Annotated in this window: 13 protein-coding genes and 1 riboswitch; of the genes, 11 read left to right on the top strand and 2 right to left on the bottom strand. The window is 41.8% G+C overall.

Annotated elements, in window-relative coordinates; genetic code table 11:
- Window positions 1-71: 71 nt before the first annotated feature.
- Window positions 72-767: a LytR/AlgR family response regulator transcription factor gene (locus tag CRO16_RS13040; protein ID WP_097056838.1), complete on the bottom strand. Its 696-nt coding sequence runs from the start codon at window positions 765-767 to the stop codon at window positions 72-74.
- 250 nt (window positions 768-1,017) lie between these two features.
- On the opposite strand from CRO16_RS13040, the gene CRO16_RS13045 reads away from it, so the two are divergent.
- The gene (locus CRO16_RS13045) at window positions 1,018-1,869 is read left to right on the top strand and encodes a hypothetical protein (protein WP_097056839.1); all 852 of its coding nucleotides are present in this window, start codon (window positions 1,018-1,020) and stop codon (window positions 1,867-1,869) included.
- Window positions 1,870-1,913: 44 nt separating this feature from the next.
- Here the strand turns inward: CRO16_RS13045 and CRO16_RS13050 are convergent, their stop codons facing one another.
- A complete protein-coding gene (locus CRO16_RS13050; protein ID WP_097056840.1) occupies window positions 1,914-2,135 on the bottom strand; it encodes a CDGSH iron-sulfur domain-containing protein in 222 nt (73 codons plus the stop codon).
- Window positions 2,136-2,335: 200 nt separating this feature from the next.
- Between CRO16_RS13050 and CRO16_RS13055 the strand changes: the two genes are divergently transcribed.
- From CRO16_RS13055 to CRO16_RS13095, 10 genes are all read left to right on the top strand, one after another.
- Complete coding sequence (locus CRO16_RS13055; protein ID WP_097056841.1) at window positions 2,336-3,787, top strand: hypothetical protein; 1,452 nt, start codon at window positions 2,336-2,338, stop codon at window positions 3,785-3,787.
- A gap of 146 nt (window positions 3,788-3,933) precedes the next feature.
- Window positions 3,934-5,130: a DUF4126 domain-containing protein gene (locus CRO16_RS13060; RefSeq protein WP_143544542.1), complete on the top strand. Its 1,197-nt coding sequence runs from the start codon at window positions 3,934-3,936 to the stop codon at window positions 5,128-5,130.
- Window positions 5,131-5,206: 76 nt separating this feature from the next.
- Window positions 5,207-5,806 (top strand): SatD family protein, encoded by a 600-nt coding sequence (locus CRO16_RS13065; RefSeq protein ID WP_097056843.1) that lies wholly within the window; start codon window positions 5,207-5,209, stop codon window positions 5,804-5,806.
- Window positions 5,803-6,519 carry a DUF3307 domain-containing protein gene (locus CRO16_RS13070; RefSeq protein WP_097056844.1) on the top strand — a complete coding sequence of 239 codons (717 nt, stop codon included), beginning with the start codon at window positions 5,803-5,805 and terminating at the stop codon, window positions 6,517-6,519. Before CRO16_RS13065 ends, CRO16_RS13070 begins: the two co-directional genes overlap by 4 nt.
- A 463-nt stretch (window positions 6,520-6,982) precedes the next feature.
- On the top strand, window positions 6,983-8,470 hold the full coding sequence (locus CRO16_RS13075; RefSeq protein WP_097056845.1) for a S41 family peptidase: 1,488 nt from the start codon (window positions 6,983-6,985) through the stop codon (window positions 8,468-8,470).
- A 177-nt stretch (window positions 8,471-8,647) separates the two neighbouring features.
- Window positions 8,648-8,743, top strand: a riboswitch (SAM-I-IV-variant riboswitch).
- Window positions 8,744-8,791: 48 nt separating this feature from the next.
- On the top strand, window positions 8,792-10,132 hold the full coding sequence (locus tag CRO16_RS13085) for a Na+/H+ antiporter NhaC family protein (protein ID WP_097056847.1): 1,341 nt from the start codon (window positions 8,792-8,794) through the stop codon (window positions 10,130-10,132).
- A 317-nt stretch (window positions 10,133-10,449) separates the two neighbouring features.
- Complete coding sequence (locus CRO16_RS16210; RefSeq protein ID WP_179670541.1) at window positions 10,450-10,602, top strand: hypothetical protein; 153 nt, start codon at window positions 10,450-10,452, stop codon at window positions 10,600-10,602.
- A 157-nt stretch (window positions 10,603-10,759) separates the two neighbouring features.
- Window positions 10,760-10,912 (top strand): hypothetical protein, encoded by a 153-nt coding sequence (locus tag CRO16_RS16215; RefSeq protein ID WP_179670542.1) that lies wholly within the window; start codon window positions 10,760-10,762, stop codon window positions 10,910-10,912.
- A gap of 227 nt (window positions 10,913-11,139) precedes the next feature.
- On the top strand, window positions 11,140-13,128 hold the full coding sequence (locus CRO16_RS13090; RefSeq protein ID WP_097056848.1) for a S9 family peptidase: 1,989 nt from the start codon (window positions 11,140-11,142) through the stop codon (window positions 13,126-13,128).
- 171 nt (window positions 13,129-13,299) lie between these two features.
- Entirely contained in the window at window positions 13,300-15,459 is a 2,160-nt protein-coding gene (locus tag CRO16_RS13095; RefSeq protein ID WP_097056849.1) for a TonB-dependent receptor, read from the top strand.
- The last annotated feature ends 9 nt before the right edge of the window (window positions 15,460-15,468 follow it).

Raw genomic sequence — 15,468 nt, forward strand, 5'->3', positions numbered from 1 at the left:
TGTTCAAAAACTGAGAATTGTACCTCCTGAAGATCCAGTTCCTCTCTTTATAGTATTTCCACTCCAAACCACTAATCCTCTTCGAGTGCCGCAGTCACTTCTTTATATTTCCTGCCAATAGGGATTTCAAGGGAACCAATTTCTACGAAATCTCTTGAAAATGCAGTTATTTTTGGTTTGGAAACTATGAAGGAGCGGTGGATCCTAAGGAAAAGGTGCCGGGGTAAAATAGCTTCTAAAGTATTAAAGGCTTGCTTGACCCTCACTTCAGGTGCATTATTCCTGTGAATGATTATATAGTCTTTGAGGCATTCGATATATAAAATATTATCAAACAGGACCTTTACCATTTTTCTTCCAGATCGGAAATAGAGATAGTTTGACATGAGACCTACAATCTCATTTCCTTCTGAAAAATTCCGCGGCAATTTATTTATAGCCTTTAAAAAGCGTTCAAAAGAAACTGGTTTTATCAAATAATCCAGGGCATCGAGATCAAATGCTTCGGCAGCAAAGTGATTATGTGCAGTAGTGAAGATTACAGCAGGAGGATTTTGGAGTGACTTTACAAGCATAGTTCCCTGTAAGCCCGGCATTTCAATATCCAGGAAGATAAGGTCTATCTTTTTACCAAAAAGCACGTCCAACGCCTGCAGCCCGTTTGTGCAGGTACCGCATAGTTCCAGGATGGGAACGGCCGCAACATACTTCGACAATATATTTATCGCATTGGGTTCATCATCAACTATTATACACCTGTAACGCATAGTATCTTTAAAATTAACCTTTACTCTTTGGCCAAAACTTTCTACTTAAACAGGGGGAAAAAATGAAACTTTTTGAAGGGGAGATACGAAGTACATCTTTTAGGAGACTAAATACAATGATCACGTTAAAAAGCCGTCCGACCATTCAAAATCAACCTTTGATCTACGCGCAGTAACCTTTTGTATGTCAATTAAATATAATGCATTAATCTGAATTAAATTTAAGCTGATAACCTAAAAATTTTTGATTATGAAAAAGCTAATATTACACTTCTGCGCACTAGGAATTTTGGCGGCTTTCACCTCCTGTTCGGTAGAAAAAAATGACCCTGTAAATGAAGATCTTAACCTTAAAGCTTCTGAAGGTAGTTCTGTACTTGCTTCCGAAAGATTAAACGCTGAAAAGCTTCATGTATTTAAAGGTCCTCAGGTACAATATGGCGAAGGAAAAATTCGCTCCTTCATAAGCCTTGACGACGATGATTTTCCTGTGGAAATTGGATTTATAATGACTAAGGAAGTCTTTGATAATGTGGAGATCTTACCGGAATTTGATATTGCCACAGTTTTTCCGCTGCATCAAAAAGCTAAGGAAGTCACTCCCTTCGAACATTTAGCTTTAAAATGGTCTGAGGGTCATCCGCCGGCATTTTTTGATCCACATTTCGATTTTTATTTCTACATGATTTCCAATGAAGAGCGGCTCTCCATTCCTGAATATACTCCGGAAACGGAAGACCTTTTCACCCTTTATCCGCCTGAAGGTTATATGCCTGAAGATTACGGAACTCCGCCCGGGCAGGGAGGTGTTTATCCCTATATTGGAAAACACTGGCTACCCCTCAACTTACCTGCTTATCTTCCATTTACAAGCATCATGGTGCTGGGTACATTTAATGGTGAATATATTTTTACAGAACCTATGGCCACTCTGGATGTCTTGATTTCCGATCCCGATATAAGTGCTGAATTCTCCCAACCGGAATTCTTCCATGAATCAAATAACTATCCCACCCGGTACAATATTTATGAAGATCCTAAAACCGGGGATGTCTATGTTACATTAAGCGATTTTGTAGCCAGATTAAAAAGTTTCAGGTAAAATTAAAGGGCAGCAACTAATTATGGTTGCTGCCCTTTAATTTTTTAGGGTTTAGGAGGTAAGGCAAATGCTTCAGCCTCATGTTCAAAATGTCCGCGGTGAGAGCCGTCACAAAAAGGTTTATTAGAAGATTTTCCGCAGCGGCAAAGGCTTACCTGCTCCCTTCCTCCCAGGTCATATGCATTTCCATGCTTATCCACTATCTCAAAATCTCCCTTGATCAGGAGAGAACCGTTGTTGTTAACTGTGATTTTTGTTGCCATCATTTCTGGTTTAGGTTGCTAATATAAAATTTGTTTTAAGTCCTGGTCTTCCCATAAGGTCCCAAAAATCATAAATTTTTCTATTCTCTCCCCGGGTTCAAAAATATCCTGTAACATTTTCAAAATTCAGAAGTCTATGTAGATATCCTTTTTTCGATGAGAAAGAAGAATTTCATCAATCAATCAATTAATCAATTTTATTCATGAAAACAACCAAATTTTTCTACCTCTCCCTATTCCTGGTGTTCAGCCTTGCCTGTTCCAGTGATGAGGAGCCACTGGCACCTATTCCGCTTCCTGTTACTATGGAATTCCCGGCAGATCTTCATATAATGGAAGAAGCTGCAGATCATGAGATCTTTATCAATTTTAACCGGCCTGCAACCACCAGCGGTTCCATCTTTGTCAAGCTAAAAACCGGGCATGACATTCCTTTTCAAACTACTCCGCCCCTTATAGGGCAGGAAATGGAAATAGATGTTCGGAAAGGAGACACCCGCGCATCATTTTTTCTTAAGCCTGAAGAGAATGGCCTAATGGAAGGAAATAAGGATCTGGTTTTTGAATTAATTGAAGGCACACAGGGTTTTCTCTTAGGAAATAAAAAGTTGCTAAATATCACCATTATTGACGATGAGCAGGCGGCAAAAGCCGATTTTAGCACAATAATCTTAATGTCTATTGAAGATAATCCCGATGCAACCTATGCCGAAATTGATATTTTAGGAGAAGCTCCCGGAGAAGGAACGCTGGAAATTAAAGTAGAAGGGGAAGCTGTTTCGGAATTTTTAACCACAGTCCCTCCTTTAGATGAGAACAATGTGCTAGAATTACCTGTTTCGGCAGGAGCTTCAAGAGTGCAATTTGAGATTGTGCTAAAGAATGATCAAATTCTTAAAGCTCATCAAAATTTCACTTTTAAGATGGTCAGGGCCACGGGAGCTGTGGTAGTGGGAGATCTTAACAGCATGAGCTTTACCTTGCTGGATGATGAACTCTACGGAAGGGCCAAATCCTTAGAAACAGTTACTTCAGCAGGCAAGACCATTAAAACAATCACCTACGACGCCTCCGGAAGAATAAGTACCGTGAAAATTGAATCCTATACACCTGATTATTATGGAAAGGTGGATACCTATAGCTATAACGGGCAGGGGCAATTGGAATTTATCTCCTCTTTCCCGGGAGATGTCATCCTCTTCCATTATGAAAACGGTAAAGTGGTAAAAACCGAAGAGCTACAGGGATTTTTTGTCACAGGGTATAGTCTGCTCGAATACAATGCTTCGGGTAAGATCTCAAAAAAGACAAATTTTGAGAAGAAGCCCGGGGGAGAGGATATTCCTAAAACCATGCAGGTCTATACCTATCATTCCGATGGAAACCTAAAGACTGAAGTCTCCTATATTCCTTCAGGAAACAACAGCTGGAAACAGGAAACTTCCCATACCTATAGCAACTATGACTCGAAATTTAATCCCTTCCCACTGGAAATCATCCCTGGACACCCTGTACAGCATAATTTTCCGGGAGCTGTAGAAGTGGAGAATTCTGGCAGTAGTACCAGTTACAGTTTTGCTAATGAATATAATTTTGACGGATTTATTATTACACGTGAATCGCCTTTTGAATCTTACAGCTTTTCTTATTACTAATCATTGAAAATCACCTAAGCCCGGATCATTCCGGGCTTTTTTTTATTCCGATTCCAGCGGATTTATCCAATTCAAGCCGTAAATATTCCGGGGATCTTTGCTTCTGTTGCAGGAAGTATCTATCTTAACCTGCCTAAACAGGTAAAATGTCTGTAGCCCAAATTGTGACCATCCTCGGGTCTATCCCCCTGTTCTCGATGAGAACCTTCCTTCCGGCTTTTTTAGCGGCAATATTTCTCACCTATCCCGAATATTTTCCCGGCATGGGAGATATCGCTCCGCCTTCAGAAGGAACATTTATTACCCGCAACTGGGTTTTGGTCGTTCTGGGAATCCTTAGTATCCTTGAGATCATTGGAGACAAAAGCGCCGATATCAGGAATCTGGTCAAAAATGCCGAAACTTATCTTAAACCCCTCATCTTCCTGGTGATCAACCTAAACCTTTTGGACGAGGCTTCTGTAGAAGTTTTGGAGGAGATGCAGTGGGCAGCCTTTGACCTTAAATGGGTCCTGCTTGGCTTCGGAATGCTAATGGTGCATTGGCTGGCCTCTCTTCGCCGGGATTTCATCAGCTTTCTGGAGGATATTGATGAAGATGACAATTTCTATATGGGCCGCATAGGCAGCTGGATGGAAGACAGCCTGGTAATCTTTGGTTTTTTCCTTCTCGTTTGGGCCGGAATTGTCATGGTTACTGTGTATGGTTTGGCAATCGCAATTTTTGTCGTGTTGCAAAAACGATATGTCCGCAAACTTGAAAAGCAAAAAACACCCTGTCCTTCCTGCGGAAATTTAAACCTGCCATTTGCCGTCAATTGCTACCACTGTAAAGCCCTTCAACCTAATATCCATAAAATTGGGATTTTTGGGCAGCGTAAATCAGCATTGGTTGAAGATGTGCGGCAACACCAACTGAAGCTTCTGTCTCATCGCAAATGCCCTTCCTGCGGAAGCAAACTGGAAAGCCCGGCCATCCATCAAAAATGCAACTCCTGTGGAAACCTAATCTTTCAGGATCCGGGAGTGAATGATTACCTTAAATATCAGGACAGGAAATTCTACAAGATCAGCGGACTCTCCTTTATTCTGGGCTTTATTCCGGTTGTGGGTTTTGTAATTAGTGCAGTGATGGCAAATGTCTATCTTTTTTCGCCTTACCGGCGGTACCTTCCAAAAGGAACATCTTTCTTCACCAAACTCTGGATAAAATTCTTCACTTTCATGTTTTTTCTGTTGGGAGTTGCTCTGGGTTTTATTGCTGCCCCAATCTATATTATTCTGCGATATTTTGTGTGGAAAAAAAAGTTCACTGCCAGGGCAGAAAGAGGATCAGCTATTTAAAAGTTTTTGAATTTCGTACTTATCGTAAAATAACCCGATATTTGCATATATCGTTTCTAAAACCGATATTGGTTCCATGTTAGCAGTAATTACAGGTGATATAATTAATTCCAGGCAGGAGCCCGCGGAGCAATGGCTGGCCTTATTAAAAGAGGTTTTAACCCAATATGGAAAAACACCTCAACAATGGGAGATCTTTAGAGGGGATAGCTTTCAACTGGCTCTGGAGCCGGAAAAAGCTCTTTTTGCTGCTCTTCATATAAAATCGGGCTTAAAACAGTTCCGGAACCTGGATGTGAGAATGGCTATAGGCATTGGCGATCAAAACCACAAAGCCAAAAATATCAGTGAGTCTAACGGCACTGCTTTCATAAGATCGGGAGAAGGATTTGAAGTTTTGAAAAAACAAAATCTTGGCATCTTTAGCGGCAATACTGATTTTGATGAGATGCTAAACCTTATGATGAGCCTGGCTCTCCTAACCATAGATAACTGGAGTCCCACGGTAGCCACAATTATACAGGCTTCCCTTGAACATCCTGAAAACAGCCAGACCGAACTTGCCGCACTTTTAAACCGCTCCCAAAGCAGCATAAGTGAAGGCTTGAAAAGGGGTGGCTACGATGAGGTGCTGCGCCTTGAAGAATTTTACCGCCAACAAATCCATCGCTTATGATCTCCTTCGCACTGGCCTTACTCCTCGCGCATATCATAGGAGATTTTGTTTTACAGCCCGATCATTGGGTCGCAAAGAAAAGAAAGCATAAACACCTGTCTCCAATTCTGTATATCCACATTGTTGTACATGCCGTAGCGATGCTCATCCTCCTGCAGTTTCAATTAAAATACTGGTTGGGTTTGATAATTATCCTCTTCAGCCATTTTTTAATCGATCTGCTAAAACTGTACCTTGAAGACCGCTACCACCGCGGCTGGCTTTTTACCCTTGACCAGGTGGCACATTTATTAGTGATCCTGGGAATAGTATATGCTTATCATCCTTTTTATATTCGTTATGACAGCCTTCTGGGGCCGAAAGGACTACTTTTCCTTTTTTCAATTTTTAGCGTCACCTCTGTTTCGGCGATCCTAATGAGATTGCTCATGAGCCGGTGGCCACTACCCGAGGACAGCGCCCAGGATTCACTGCCGCAGGCAGGAAAATACATTGGAATGCTGGAGCGGCTGCTTGTTTTTGGCTTTATCGTACTGCAACAATGGTCTGCAATAGGATGGTTGATTGCCGCAAAATCCATATTGCGTTTTAGTGACCTATCCCGTGCAAAAGATCGGAAGCTAACAGAATATGTACTTATAGGTACCCTCCTAAGCTTTTCCCTTTCCATTTTAACCGGACTTTTTTATCTGTATCTTTCCTCAAAGATCTGATCAAATTTTCCTATTTTAGAAAGAATGGAAGACCTGGTTTCCAATACCGCCTTAGGTTACGGCATAGTCGTAAGTATAGTGCTCCTTGCTGTGATCATATACACGGTTATTAAACTGAAGAAACAGGTCAAGGAGGCAGAGAGGAAGAAAAAAGATCAGTGAGCAATTAGCAATTAGCAATTAGCAATTAGCAATTAGCAATTAGCAATTAGCAATTAGCAATTAGCAATTAGCAATTAGCAATTAGCAATTAGCAATTAGCAATTAGCAATTAGCAATTAGCAAAATTAAATTTTCTACAATAAAGGGCTATCCCAAAAAATTACTTTTCCTTTTAAACACAGCAGTTTTTTTCTGAACCCTGATTACTGATCACTTACGTATAACTCACTCTGGCACAGTTCCTGCAAGTAGAGAGAGGAAGAAGTTTTTCTTCTTAACCTGAACCTAAAAAAACCTGCGTATGAAGATGAAGAATGTCCCCCTGCTCCTAATATTATCAGCTTTTATATTCACCTCCTGTTCCAAAGATGAGATCGTAACAGAACAGAATCTAACTTCCACCGAAACCGGGGAAGAAACAGCTGTTGCCGAAGACCTTGAGGTCGAGGAGTTCATTTATGACGGACTCAACGAAATCTATTTATATAAGGCCGATGTCCCCGTACTTGCCGATGACTATTTCAAAAATACCGGTGAAAAAAGTGATTTTTTAGCCGGCTACAGTTCTCCCGAAGATCTTTTCGACGACCTGATCTCCTCTCAAGACAGGTTTAGTTTTATTTCAGATAATTATAAAGAACTTGAAGATAGTTTTGACGGTATAAGCAGCAGTACTGCAGGAATGAAATTTGGACTGGGAAAAATAAGTGGCACCAATAATATTTTTGCCTTTCTTCAATATATCATTCCGGGAACCTCTGCAGAGGAAGCAGGTTTGACCCGGGGAACAGTTTTTACTGAAGTTAATGGTCAAAAACTAACCTTAAATAATTTCTCTTCCCTGCTTGATGCTGATACTTTTACAATTAATATTGGATATGTAGAGGATGGAACCCTTGTGCTGACAGATAAAACAGCAACGCTTACTCATTCAAGATATACTGCCAATCCCGTTCACCTGGTAAAGACTATTGAGATGGAAGGCAGGAAAATAGGCTACCTAATGTATAACAGTTTTGTAGCCGATTTTGACGATGAACTTAACTCAGCTTTTGCACAATTAAAGAGCGAAGGAGTAACAGAACTGATTCTGGATCTCCGCTACAACGGGGGAGGTTCTGTAGAATCTGCCGTAGATCTGGCAAGTATGATCACCGGGCAATTTGAGGGACAGATCTTTATGAAAGAACAATGGAATGAAAAATATCAGACCTACTATGAACAAAATGATCCTGAAAGTTTGATCAATCGTTTTAATAAAACCATTAGAACCGGGGAAAACATTAACAGCCTGAACCTTTCCAAAGTTTACGTCCTTACTACAAATGCTTCTGCTTCGGCAAGTGAATTAGTGATCAACGGTCTTGAACCTTATATAAATGTGGTGCAGGTTGGAGAAACAACAACCGGGAAATTTCAGGCTTCAGTAACATTATACGATAGTGATGACTTTGGTAGAGACGGCGCAAATAAGAACCACACTTATGCCATCCAACCTCTGGTCCTAAAATCGGCTAACGCGCAGGGAAAATCAGATTATGTGGACGGCCTGGCACCGGATGTTAGTAAAAGAGAAGATATCTCCAATCTGGGAATTTTAGGAGATCCTACTGAACCCTTTTTAGAGGCCGCGCTAAATCATATTTTTGGAAGGATTCAACAAGCTCCTACTGCCCAGCAGAAGAGAGCCGAAGATAATTTCAAACGAATAGGAGAAAGTGGAATGTATGAACCTGGTTACCAAAAGATGTATTTGGATAAACTGCCTCCCATTCTTAAAAGGGATTAAGACCAACATCGGCTAAAAACATATATCCTTCCGGAAAATCCCCGGAAGGATTTTTTTTATTCTGAAAATTCCCGCCAGGCTTCCAAAACAGAAATATGGAAATCGGGGTTTAATTTTGCGACCTTGCTTTTTTTCAGAAATTATCTTTGTCGCCATTAAATTGCTCTTTACATTTGCAGTCGTTATCAAGAATCTCAAAAAGGGAGATAGCAACCTGCATAACGAGCAAGGTGCTAAAATGATAAGCCAGTCTTTGGAAAAAACGTTGATCCTCCTCTGTATTGCCTTTACCCTTTCCTGAGTTTCCTTTAAACTCAAACCATGAAAACTATTGCCCCTCAAAAAGGAAAAATTATTGCACTGTTACCCCTGCTCCTATTTGTTTTTACCTTCCTGGGAGCCGGTATTTACCTCAACGATTTTTATGCCCTCCCTTCACCCATTGCTGTAGTGATGGGAATCGCCCTTGCTTTTGTCCTTTTCAGGGAATCCATGGATTCCAAAGTTTCGACTTTTTTAAGAGGCTGTGGGGATGATAAAATTATGACCATGTGCGTCATCTATTTACTGGCGGGAGCCTTTGCGGTGGTAACAGAAGCTACTGGCAGTGTAGCAGCGGTGGTAGAATTGGGAATGCAGGTAATTTCTATAGAATTCCTCTACGCGGGAATTTTTATACTTGCCGCTTTTCTTTCTTTTTCTTCCGGAACATCTGTAGGGGCGATCGTTGCCCTGGCAGCTATAGTCGTGGGTTTTTCTGAAAAAACAGGAGCATCTCTGGCCATCTTATCTGCTTCCCTGCTGGGAGGAGCTATGTTTGGAGATAACCTTTCCTTTATTTCCGATACTACCATTGCAGCAACCCAGTCCCTGGAATGTGAAATGAAAGATAAATTCCGCCAGAATTTCAGGATTGCCCTGCCTGCAGCTATTCTAACTATATTGATCCTCATTTTCCAGGGCAGCTCCTTATCCCAGGCAGCTATTCTTCCGGCAGGAGAAATTGATCTTATTAAGATCCTGCCGTACCTGTTAGTAATTTCGCTGGCTATAGCAGGTATAAATGTTTTCGTCGTGCTTTTCACCGGAATCCTCGCCGCGGGAGCATTGGGATTATATTTCTCTGATTTCGGAATGCTGGAATTTGCTAAACTCAGCTATGAAGGTTTCACCGGAATGACTGAGATCTTTCTGCTCTCCATGCTTACCGGCGGACTTGCAGCCATGGTGACCCGGGCGGGCGGCCTGGATTATATTTCAAATCTTTTTACCGGAAAATTGACTAAAAAAACTGGCTACTTCGGAATTGGAGGTCTTGTAGCGCTTACCAATTTTGCAGTAGCCAATAACACCGTTTCTATTATTGTAACCGGAAGTATCGTGAAAGAAGTTAAGGATCGCCTGAAGCTTGAAAAAGAGAAAGCAGCTTCTGTACTGGATATTTTCGCCTGTATTATTCAGGGGATCCTGCCTTACGGTGCCCAGGTTCTGCTGCTTCTAAGCTATGCTGAAGGCAGAATGGGATACTTTGAGCTGGTGTTAAATGCGTGGTATCTTTGGTTACTTATGGGCAGCACGATCATTTTCTTTAGCTTTAAAATGAGACCGCCTAAAGCGGGAAGAATTGCGCCACTGCTTGCTGAAGTAAAAAAGGCCGGATAAATTAATTAGAATTTCGGTGTGCCATAAAGACTTTTCCACAAATGTTGGGGAAATTTGGAGCACCTTTTCCACAACTTTTTTCGAGGCCACTATTAAACTGGAATAAAATTGAAGGCTCTTGTAAGAATTGTTCTGATGCTTCCCACCCCGCACGAAATTCCCTACAACCCCCTAAAGATGTAAGAAACAAGTCTAAAAGAGAATTTTCAATTATCAATTTCCTGAGTAGTTATCTGCTTTTCTGAGAAGTTCTTCAGGATAATTCAAAATTTTGGAATTGATCTTGTCTTATAACTATAAACTTAAATTTAAAAGTCATGGTTGTAAGACAAAAAAAATTCGGAAGAAAAGAATTATATGAAGCTTACATATCACAGATCAACTGGGACTGGCTATTCCTGAAAGGCCTGCTTATCTTTGGCGGTATCCTTTTCATTGGAGTCCTGGCTTTCCTCTACTGGTTTTTATAAACGACCAGAATGTGGAGCTGCATTCCGGGGTTATAACGGAAATCCCGGATTCATAAAATGCAGTTAATATTTCAGTTTGCAATGAAACAATTACAAACGTCTTTCGTCCTAATAATAGGAATCCGTTAATGAAGTAGGATATTTTAAATGACAGATCATGAAGGCAACAAATCACATGTGGGAGGAAAAGGAGGATCTTAAAAATTATCTGACTCAGATCAATTGGGATGCTTTTTTCTTAAAGGCTCAACTGATTATGAGTGGAATATTTGTTGTCGCTTTTATGGTATATATTGTTTGGGTGGGATAATTTTTAGCCCTCCACCGCATTAAAAGATTATTTGCTCAAATTTCTATTCTAAAAATTCCTTATCGGTTTCATTGCCGATATTTTGAATTATCGGCTCTGAACCCAAAATTTGGAAGTAAATTAAGATTTCTGCTACCCACCCGCTCCCTGAAAATAGAAAGAATTCTTCTTGGGAAAAATTCCATTATCCGTTATCTTGAGGGACATAAATTTAAATCTTACATCCTATGAAGAGATCAATATCAATCCTCATATTCTTTATTGCTCACAGTATCCTGGCACAACAAAATTTACTTACTCCAGAGGATGTGGCGAGCCTGGAATATGTACAGGATGCAGTAATTTCTGAAGACGGAAATCGAATTGCCTATCAGCTTCTGGTTCCAAAAGATCCGGTTAAAGAAAATGCGCCGGCCGCTTCTCACCTTTATGTTTATGACAGGAGCTCTAAAAGCACGTCTCCCTATGTGACCGACTACAGTACGGGTAATGTGAAATTCCGGCCGGGCCGAAACACTATCACCTTTACCGCAAAGCCCGAAGGGAGTGAACTTACCTCTCTTTATGAGATTCCGGCAGGAGGTGGTGAACCTCAGAAGATCTTCGGGTTTGAAAGCTCCATATCCTCCTATGACTGGAATTCCGATGGAAATATAATAGCATTTGTTTCTCACATAGAGGAAGATAAAAAATCTGAACTCCCTTACAGTCCGGAGGTTTACGAGACAGATATTGCGAATTCCTCTGCATTCATTGCCGATATCAGTAATCCAACACCTAAAAAAGTCGGGGTGGAAGGTCATGTTGTGGGAGTCCAGTGGAGTCCCAACGGGAACAAATTGGCCATTAATGCAGCTCCTTCTTCTCTGGTAGATGATTTTTATACCAGCCAGAGAATTTATGTGGTTGATGCGAATACCTTAAAAGTAACTGCGGAAATCGATCACAAAGCAAAACTGGGATCTATACAATGGAGCCCTGACGGAGAGAGAATAGCTTTTATTGCCGGAGAAGATCAACATGATCCTATTGACGGAAGTATATTCATAGCTGAAGCTACGGGAGGGAAACCACAGATCCTGCAGCGCGATTTCCAGGGGCAATTCCATGGTATCTCCTGGAAAAACGATAAGACCATCACCTTTTTGGCAAGTGAAGGAGTAAGCAGCAGCATTGGAACCTTGGACATCAATGGCAAGCTTAAGAAGAACTATGAGAATAAGGATCTCAATATTTCCGGTTTTTCTATGGCCAAAGATGGTCGCATGGCCCTGGTGGCAAATTCGGCACAACATCCCGGCGAGCTCTTTATGCTCAATGCCAAAGCTTCGGAAGTGGAACGTTTAACCACTTCGAATCCCTGGCTACAGAATGAACTATTCGGAAAACAGGAAGTGATCTCTTATAAAGCTTCAGACGGTATGGAGATCCAGGGAATTCTTATCCATCCTGTCAACAAACCTTCAGGAAGAATTCCATTGATCACCGTAGTACACGGTGGTCCCGAAGCCCATTATGACAATGGCTGGTTAACTGCATATAACCTACCCGGGCAGGTTGGTGCAGGACTGGGATACGCTGTTTTTTACCCCAATTACAGGGGAAGCACCGGCCGCGGAGTTGAATTCTCCAAATCCAGCCAGGGAGATCCGGCCGGAAAAGAATTTGATGACATTTTCGATGGTGTAGATTACCTTGTAGAGAACTATAATGTTGACCGCGACAAGGTAGGAGTAACCGGAGGTTCCTATGGTGGATATGCGACTGCGTGGATGTCTACAAGACATTCAGACCGTTTTGCAGCGGGAGTAATGTCGGTAGGAATCAGCAACAATATTTCTAAATGGGGAACAAGTGATATACCTGAAGAAATGTTCCTGGTACACAGCCGTAAAAGGATCTGGGATGATTACCAGTTCTACCTGGAGCGCAGTCCGATCTTTTATGCAGATCAGGCGAAGACTCCGCTGTTGATCCTTCATGGAAAGGAAGACACCAGAGTAGATCCGGGACAGTCATTCGAGTTGTACCGACACATTAAAACCAGAACAGATACCCCGGTGAGACTGGTGCTTTATCCCGGGGAAGGTCACGGGAACAGAAAATCAACAGCCCGCTATGATTATAACCTGCGTATGATGCGATGGTTCAACACATACCTTCAAGATGGCGGAAAGGAAATTCCCGAAGTTATCTTAGAGCTGCAGATGAATTAGAAAATGTATGGTTAAAAAAAATAACCCATGGCTTAATCCGGTCATGGGTTTTTTATTACCATGAATTAGGAAGCCGGTAAGATAAAAACAGCTCATCCTGAGAAAATAACAGGCCGGTACAATAAAATTTCATTTCGCTGCACGCGTCTTCATCTTTATCAAAAATTAAAGATGAGACCCTTACTAATTTTATTCCTGGTCCTTTGTTCCTCAATTTTACAGGCACAGCAGGAGATCTCGGGCCGGGTGACCGACAAAAGCAATAATCCCATTGCAGGAGCTAATGTATACCTGCAGGGGACCTATGACGGAGCTACCACAGACCAACAGGGAAATTTTTTCTTTACCACCTTGGCAGGCAAAAAACAGACTCTGGTGGTGTCCTTCCTTTCTTTTGAAACTATCCATAAGCAAATGGATGTTAGCCTCATGAAAAATATCCAGGTAAGCCTGCGGGAAGACGTTACGGGCCTTGATGCTGTCATCGTTAGCGCAGGTACTTTTTCGGCTGGAGATAATTCCCGGGTCACTGTACTTAATCCTCTGGATGTAGTTACCACAGCCGGAGTGGCAGGAGATTTTATTGCTGCTTTACAGACCCTCCCCGGTACTTCCCCGGTGGGGGAAGATGGCCGGCTTTTTGTTCGGGGCGGTACTGCAGGAGAAACAAAAGTTTTCATTGATGGCCTGCAGGTATTTCAGCCTTACTCAGCTTCTGCCAATAATTTGCCGTCTCGTGGCCGCTTCTCCCCTTTCCTTTTTGACGGCATTACCTTTTCCTCGGGAGGATATTCCGCAGAATACGGGCAAGCGCTTTCCGCAGTACTGCTACTCAATACTATAGATGAACCTCAGCAAACGGAAACAAATATATCCCTCATGAGCGTTGGCGGTGGCATTGGTCATACCCAAAAATGGAACAAAGCCTCCCTCTCTCTTAGCAGCAGTTATACTAATCTTGCTCCCTACCAGGAATTGGTGCCGAATAAAGAACAGGCAAATTTTCCAAAGCCGTATGAAAATCTTGGGGGAGAAGCAGTTTTTAGAAGGCATTCCAAGAATGGCATTTTTAAATGGTATGCTGCCTATGATCATACAAACCTGGAGGTGCTACAACTCAATTTGGACAGTCCCGATCTTCTTGAGGTTGGGCTTAACAACCGCAATTTCTATTCTAATATTTCCTATCAGGGTGTACTTGGAAACAGCTGGAGCGTTTATCCCGGTCTGAGTGCGGCCTTTAGCAATAACCATCTTCAAATTAACAATCTCCACGTTAACACCCGGGAAGTGGCCGCAAATCTTAAGCTGAAACTCACTAAACGATTTCACAACCGGTTTAAAGTACATATAGGATCTGAATATGTGTTTCGCAATTTTTCTGAAGAAGTTTTAACTCCTGAAAATCCAGCCCATACCTATGAAGTACAACCCGATAACTTTGCCGCCTTTACGGAAGCCGATCTTAACCTCAGTAAAAACTTTGCTTTTAAGGGAGGTGTGAGAGGAGATTATATGCTCCTGCAGGAAAAAGTAATGTTTTCTCCCAGAATTTCAATGGCATTAAAATCGGGAAAGGATGGGCAAATTTCCCTGGCATACGGAGAATTCCTGCAGCAGGCAGAGATAGAACAACTTAAATTTGACAAGTCTTTACAACCTGAGAAAGCTACTCATTACATCCTGAATTATCAGTTGACCCGGCCCGGCTCTGTTTTTCGGGCGGAAGCATTCCATAAGGAATACGGGGATCTTGTAAAATATGATACCCCACAGCCCGGGTTTGACAGTTCCTATGATAATTTGGGGGAAGGCTACGCAAGAGGGTTGGATCTCTTCTATCGGGATGATGAAAGCATCAGCAATTTGCAATACTGGATCTCTTACAGTTTTATTGACTCTAAAAGGGAATATATGAATTACCCCGAAGAGGTGACGCCACAGTTTATTGCAGATCATTCTGCCAGTCTGGTAACCAAATACTGGGTAAGCACTTTAAGAAGCCAATTAGGATTTACCTACAATTTTGCTTCCGGAAGGCCTTTTGAAGATCCTAATAAATCCGGTTTTATGAATGGCAAAACCAGGAATTACAACAGCCTCAGCTTTAACTGGGCTTTCCTGCTGAGCCCCCAGAAGATCCTCTACTTTTCTGCCTCCAACATCCTGGGGTACAAAAATGTTTTTAATTATGAATACGCTTCAACGCTGAACGCCACAGGTCAATACGATCGCAAAGCCATCACCCCTGCCGCTGACAGATTTTTCTTTATCGGATTCTTTTGGACCATTAGCAAAGACAAGGCTAAAAATCAACTGGATTCATTATAGTCTTACGAT

This window comes from Salinimicrobium sediminis (assembly GCF_900215295.1).
GTDB lineage: Bacteria > Bacteroidota > Bacteroidia > Flavobacteriales > Flavobacteriaceae > Salinimicrobium > Salinimicrobium sediminis.

Bases quoted from the DNA above. Each gene is read 5' to 3' on its own strand.
- CRO16_RS13045 (WP_097056839.1), top strand. From the start codon at position 1,018: ATGAAAAAGCTAATATTACACTTCTGCGCACTAGGAATTTTGGCGGCT.
- CRO16_RS13075 (WP_097056845.1), top strand. From the start codon at position 6,983: ATGAAGATGAAGAATGTCCCCCTGCTCCTAATATTATCAGCTTTTATA.
- CRO16_RS13040 (WP_097056838.1), bottom strand. From the start codon at position 767: ATGCGTTACAGGTGTATAATAGTTGATGATGAACCCAATGCGATAAAT.
- CRO16_RS13070 (WP_097056844.1), top strand. From the start codon at position 5,803: ATGATCTCCTTCGCACTGGCCTTACTCCTCGCGCATATCATAGGAGAT.
- CRO16_RS13050 (WP_097056840.1), bottom strand. From the start codon at position 2,135: ATGATGGCAACAAAAATCACAGTTAACAACAACGGTTCTCTCCTGATC.
- CRO16_RS13090 (WP_097056848.1), top strand. From the start codon at position 11,140: ATGAAGAGATCAATATCAATCCTCATATTCTTTATTGCTCACAGTATC.
- CRO16_RS13095 (WP_097056849.1), top strand. From the start codon at position 13,300: ATGAGACCCTTACTAATTTTATTCCTGGTCCTTTGTTCCTCAATTTTA.
- CRO16_RS13065 (WP_097056843.1), top strand. From the start codon at position 5,207: ATGTTAGCAGTAATTACAGGTGATATAATTAATTCCAGGCAGGAGCCC.
- CRO16_RS13055 (WP_097056841.1), top strand. From the start codon at position 2,336: ATGAAAACAACCAAATTTTTCTACCTCTCCCTATTCCTGGTGTTCAGC.
- CRO16_RS13060 (WP_143544542.1), top strand. From the start codon at position 3,934: ATGTCTGTAGCCCAAATTGTGACCATCCTCGGGTCTATCCCCCTGTTC.
- CRO16_RS13085 (WP_097056847.1), top strand. From the start codon at position 8,792: ATGAAAACTATTGCCCCTCAAAAAGGAAAAATTATTGCACTGTTACCC.
- CRO16_RS16210 (WP_179670541.1), top strand. From the start codon at position 10,450: ATGGTTGTAAGACAAAAAAAATTCGGAAGAAAAGAATTATATGAAGCT.
- CRO16_RS16215 (WP_179670542.1), top strand. From the start codon at position 10,760: ATGAAGGCAACAAATCACATGTGGGAGGAAAAGGAGGATCTTAAAAAT.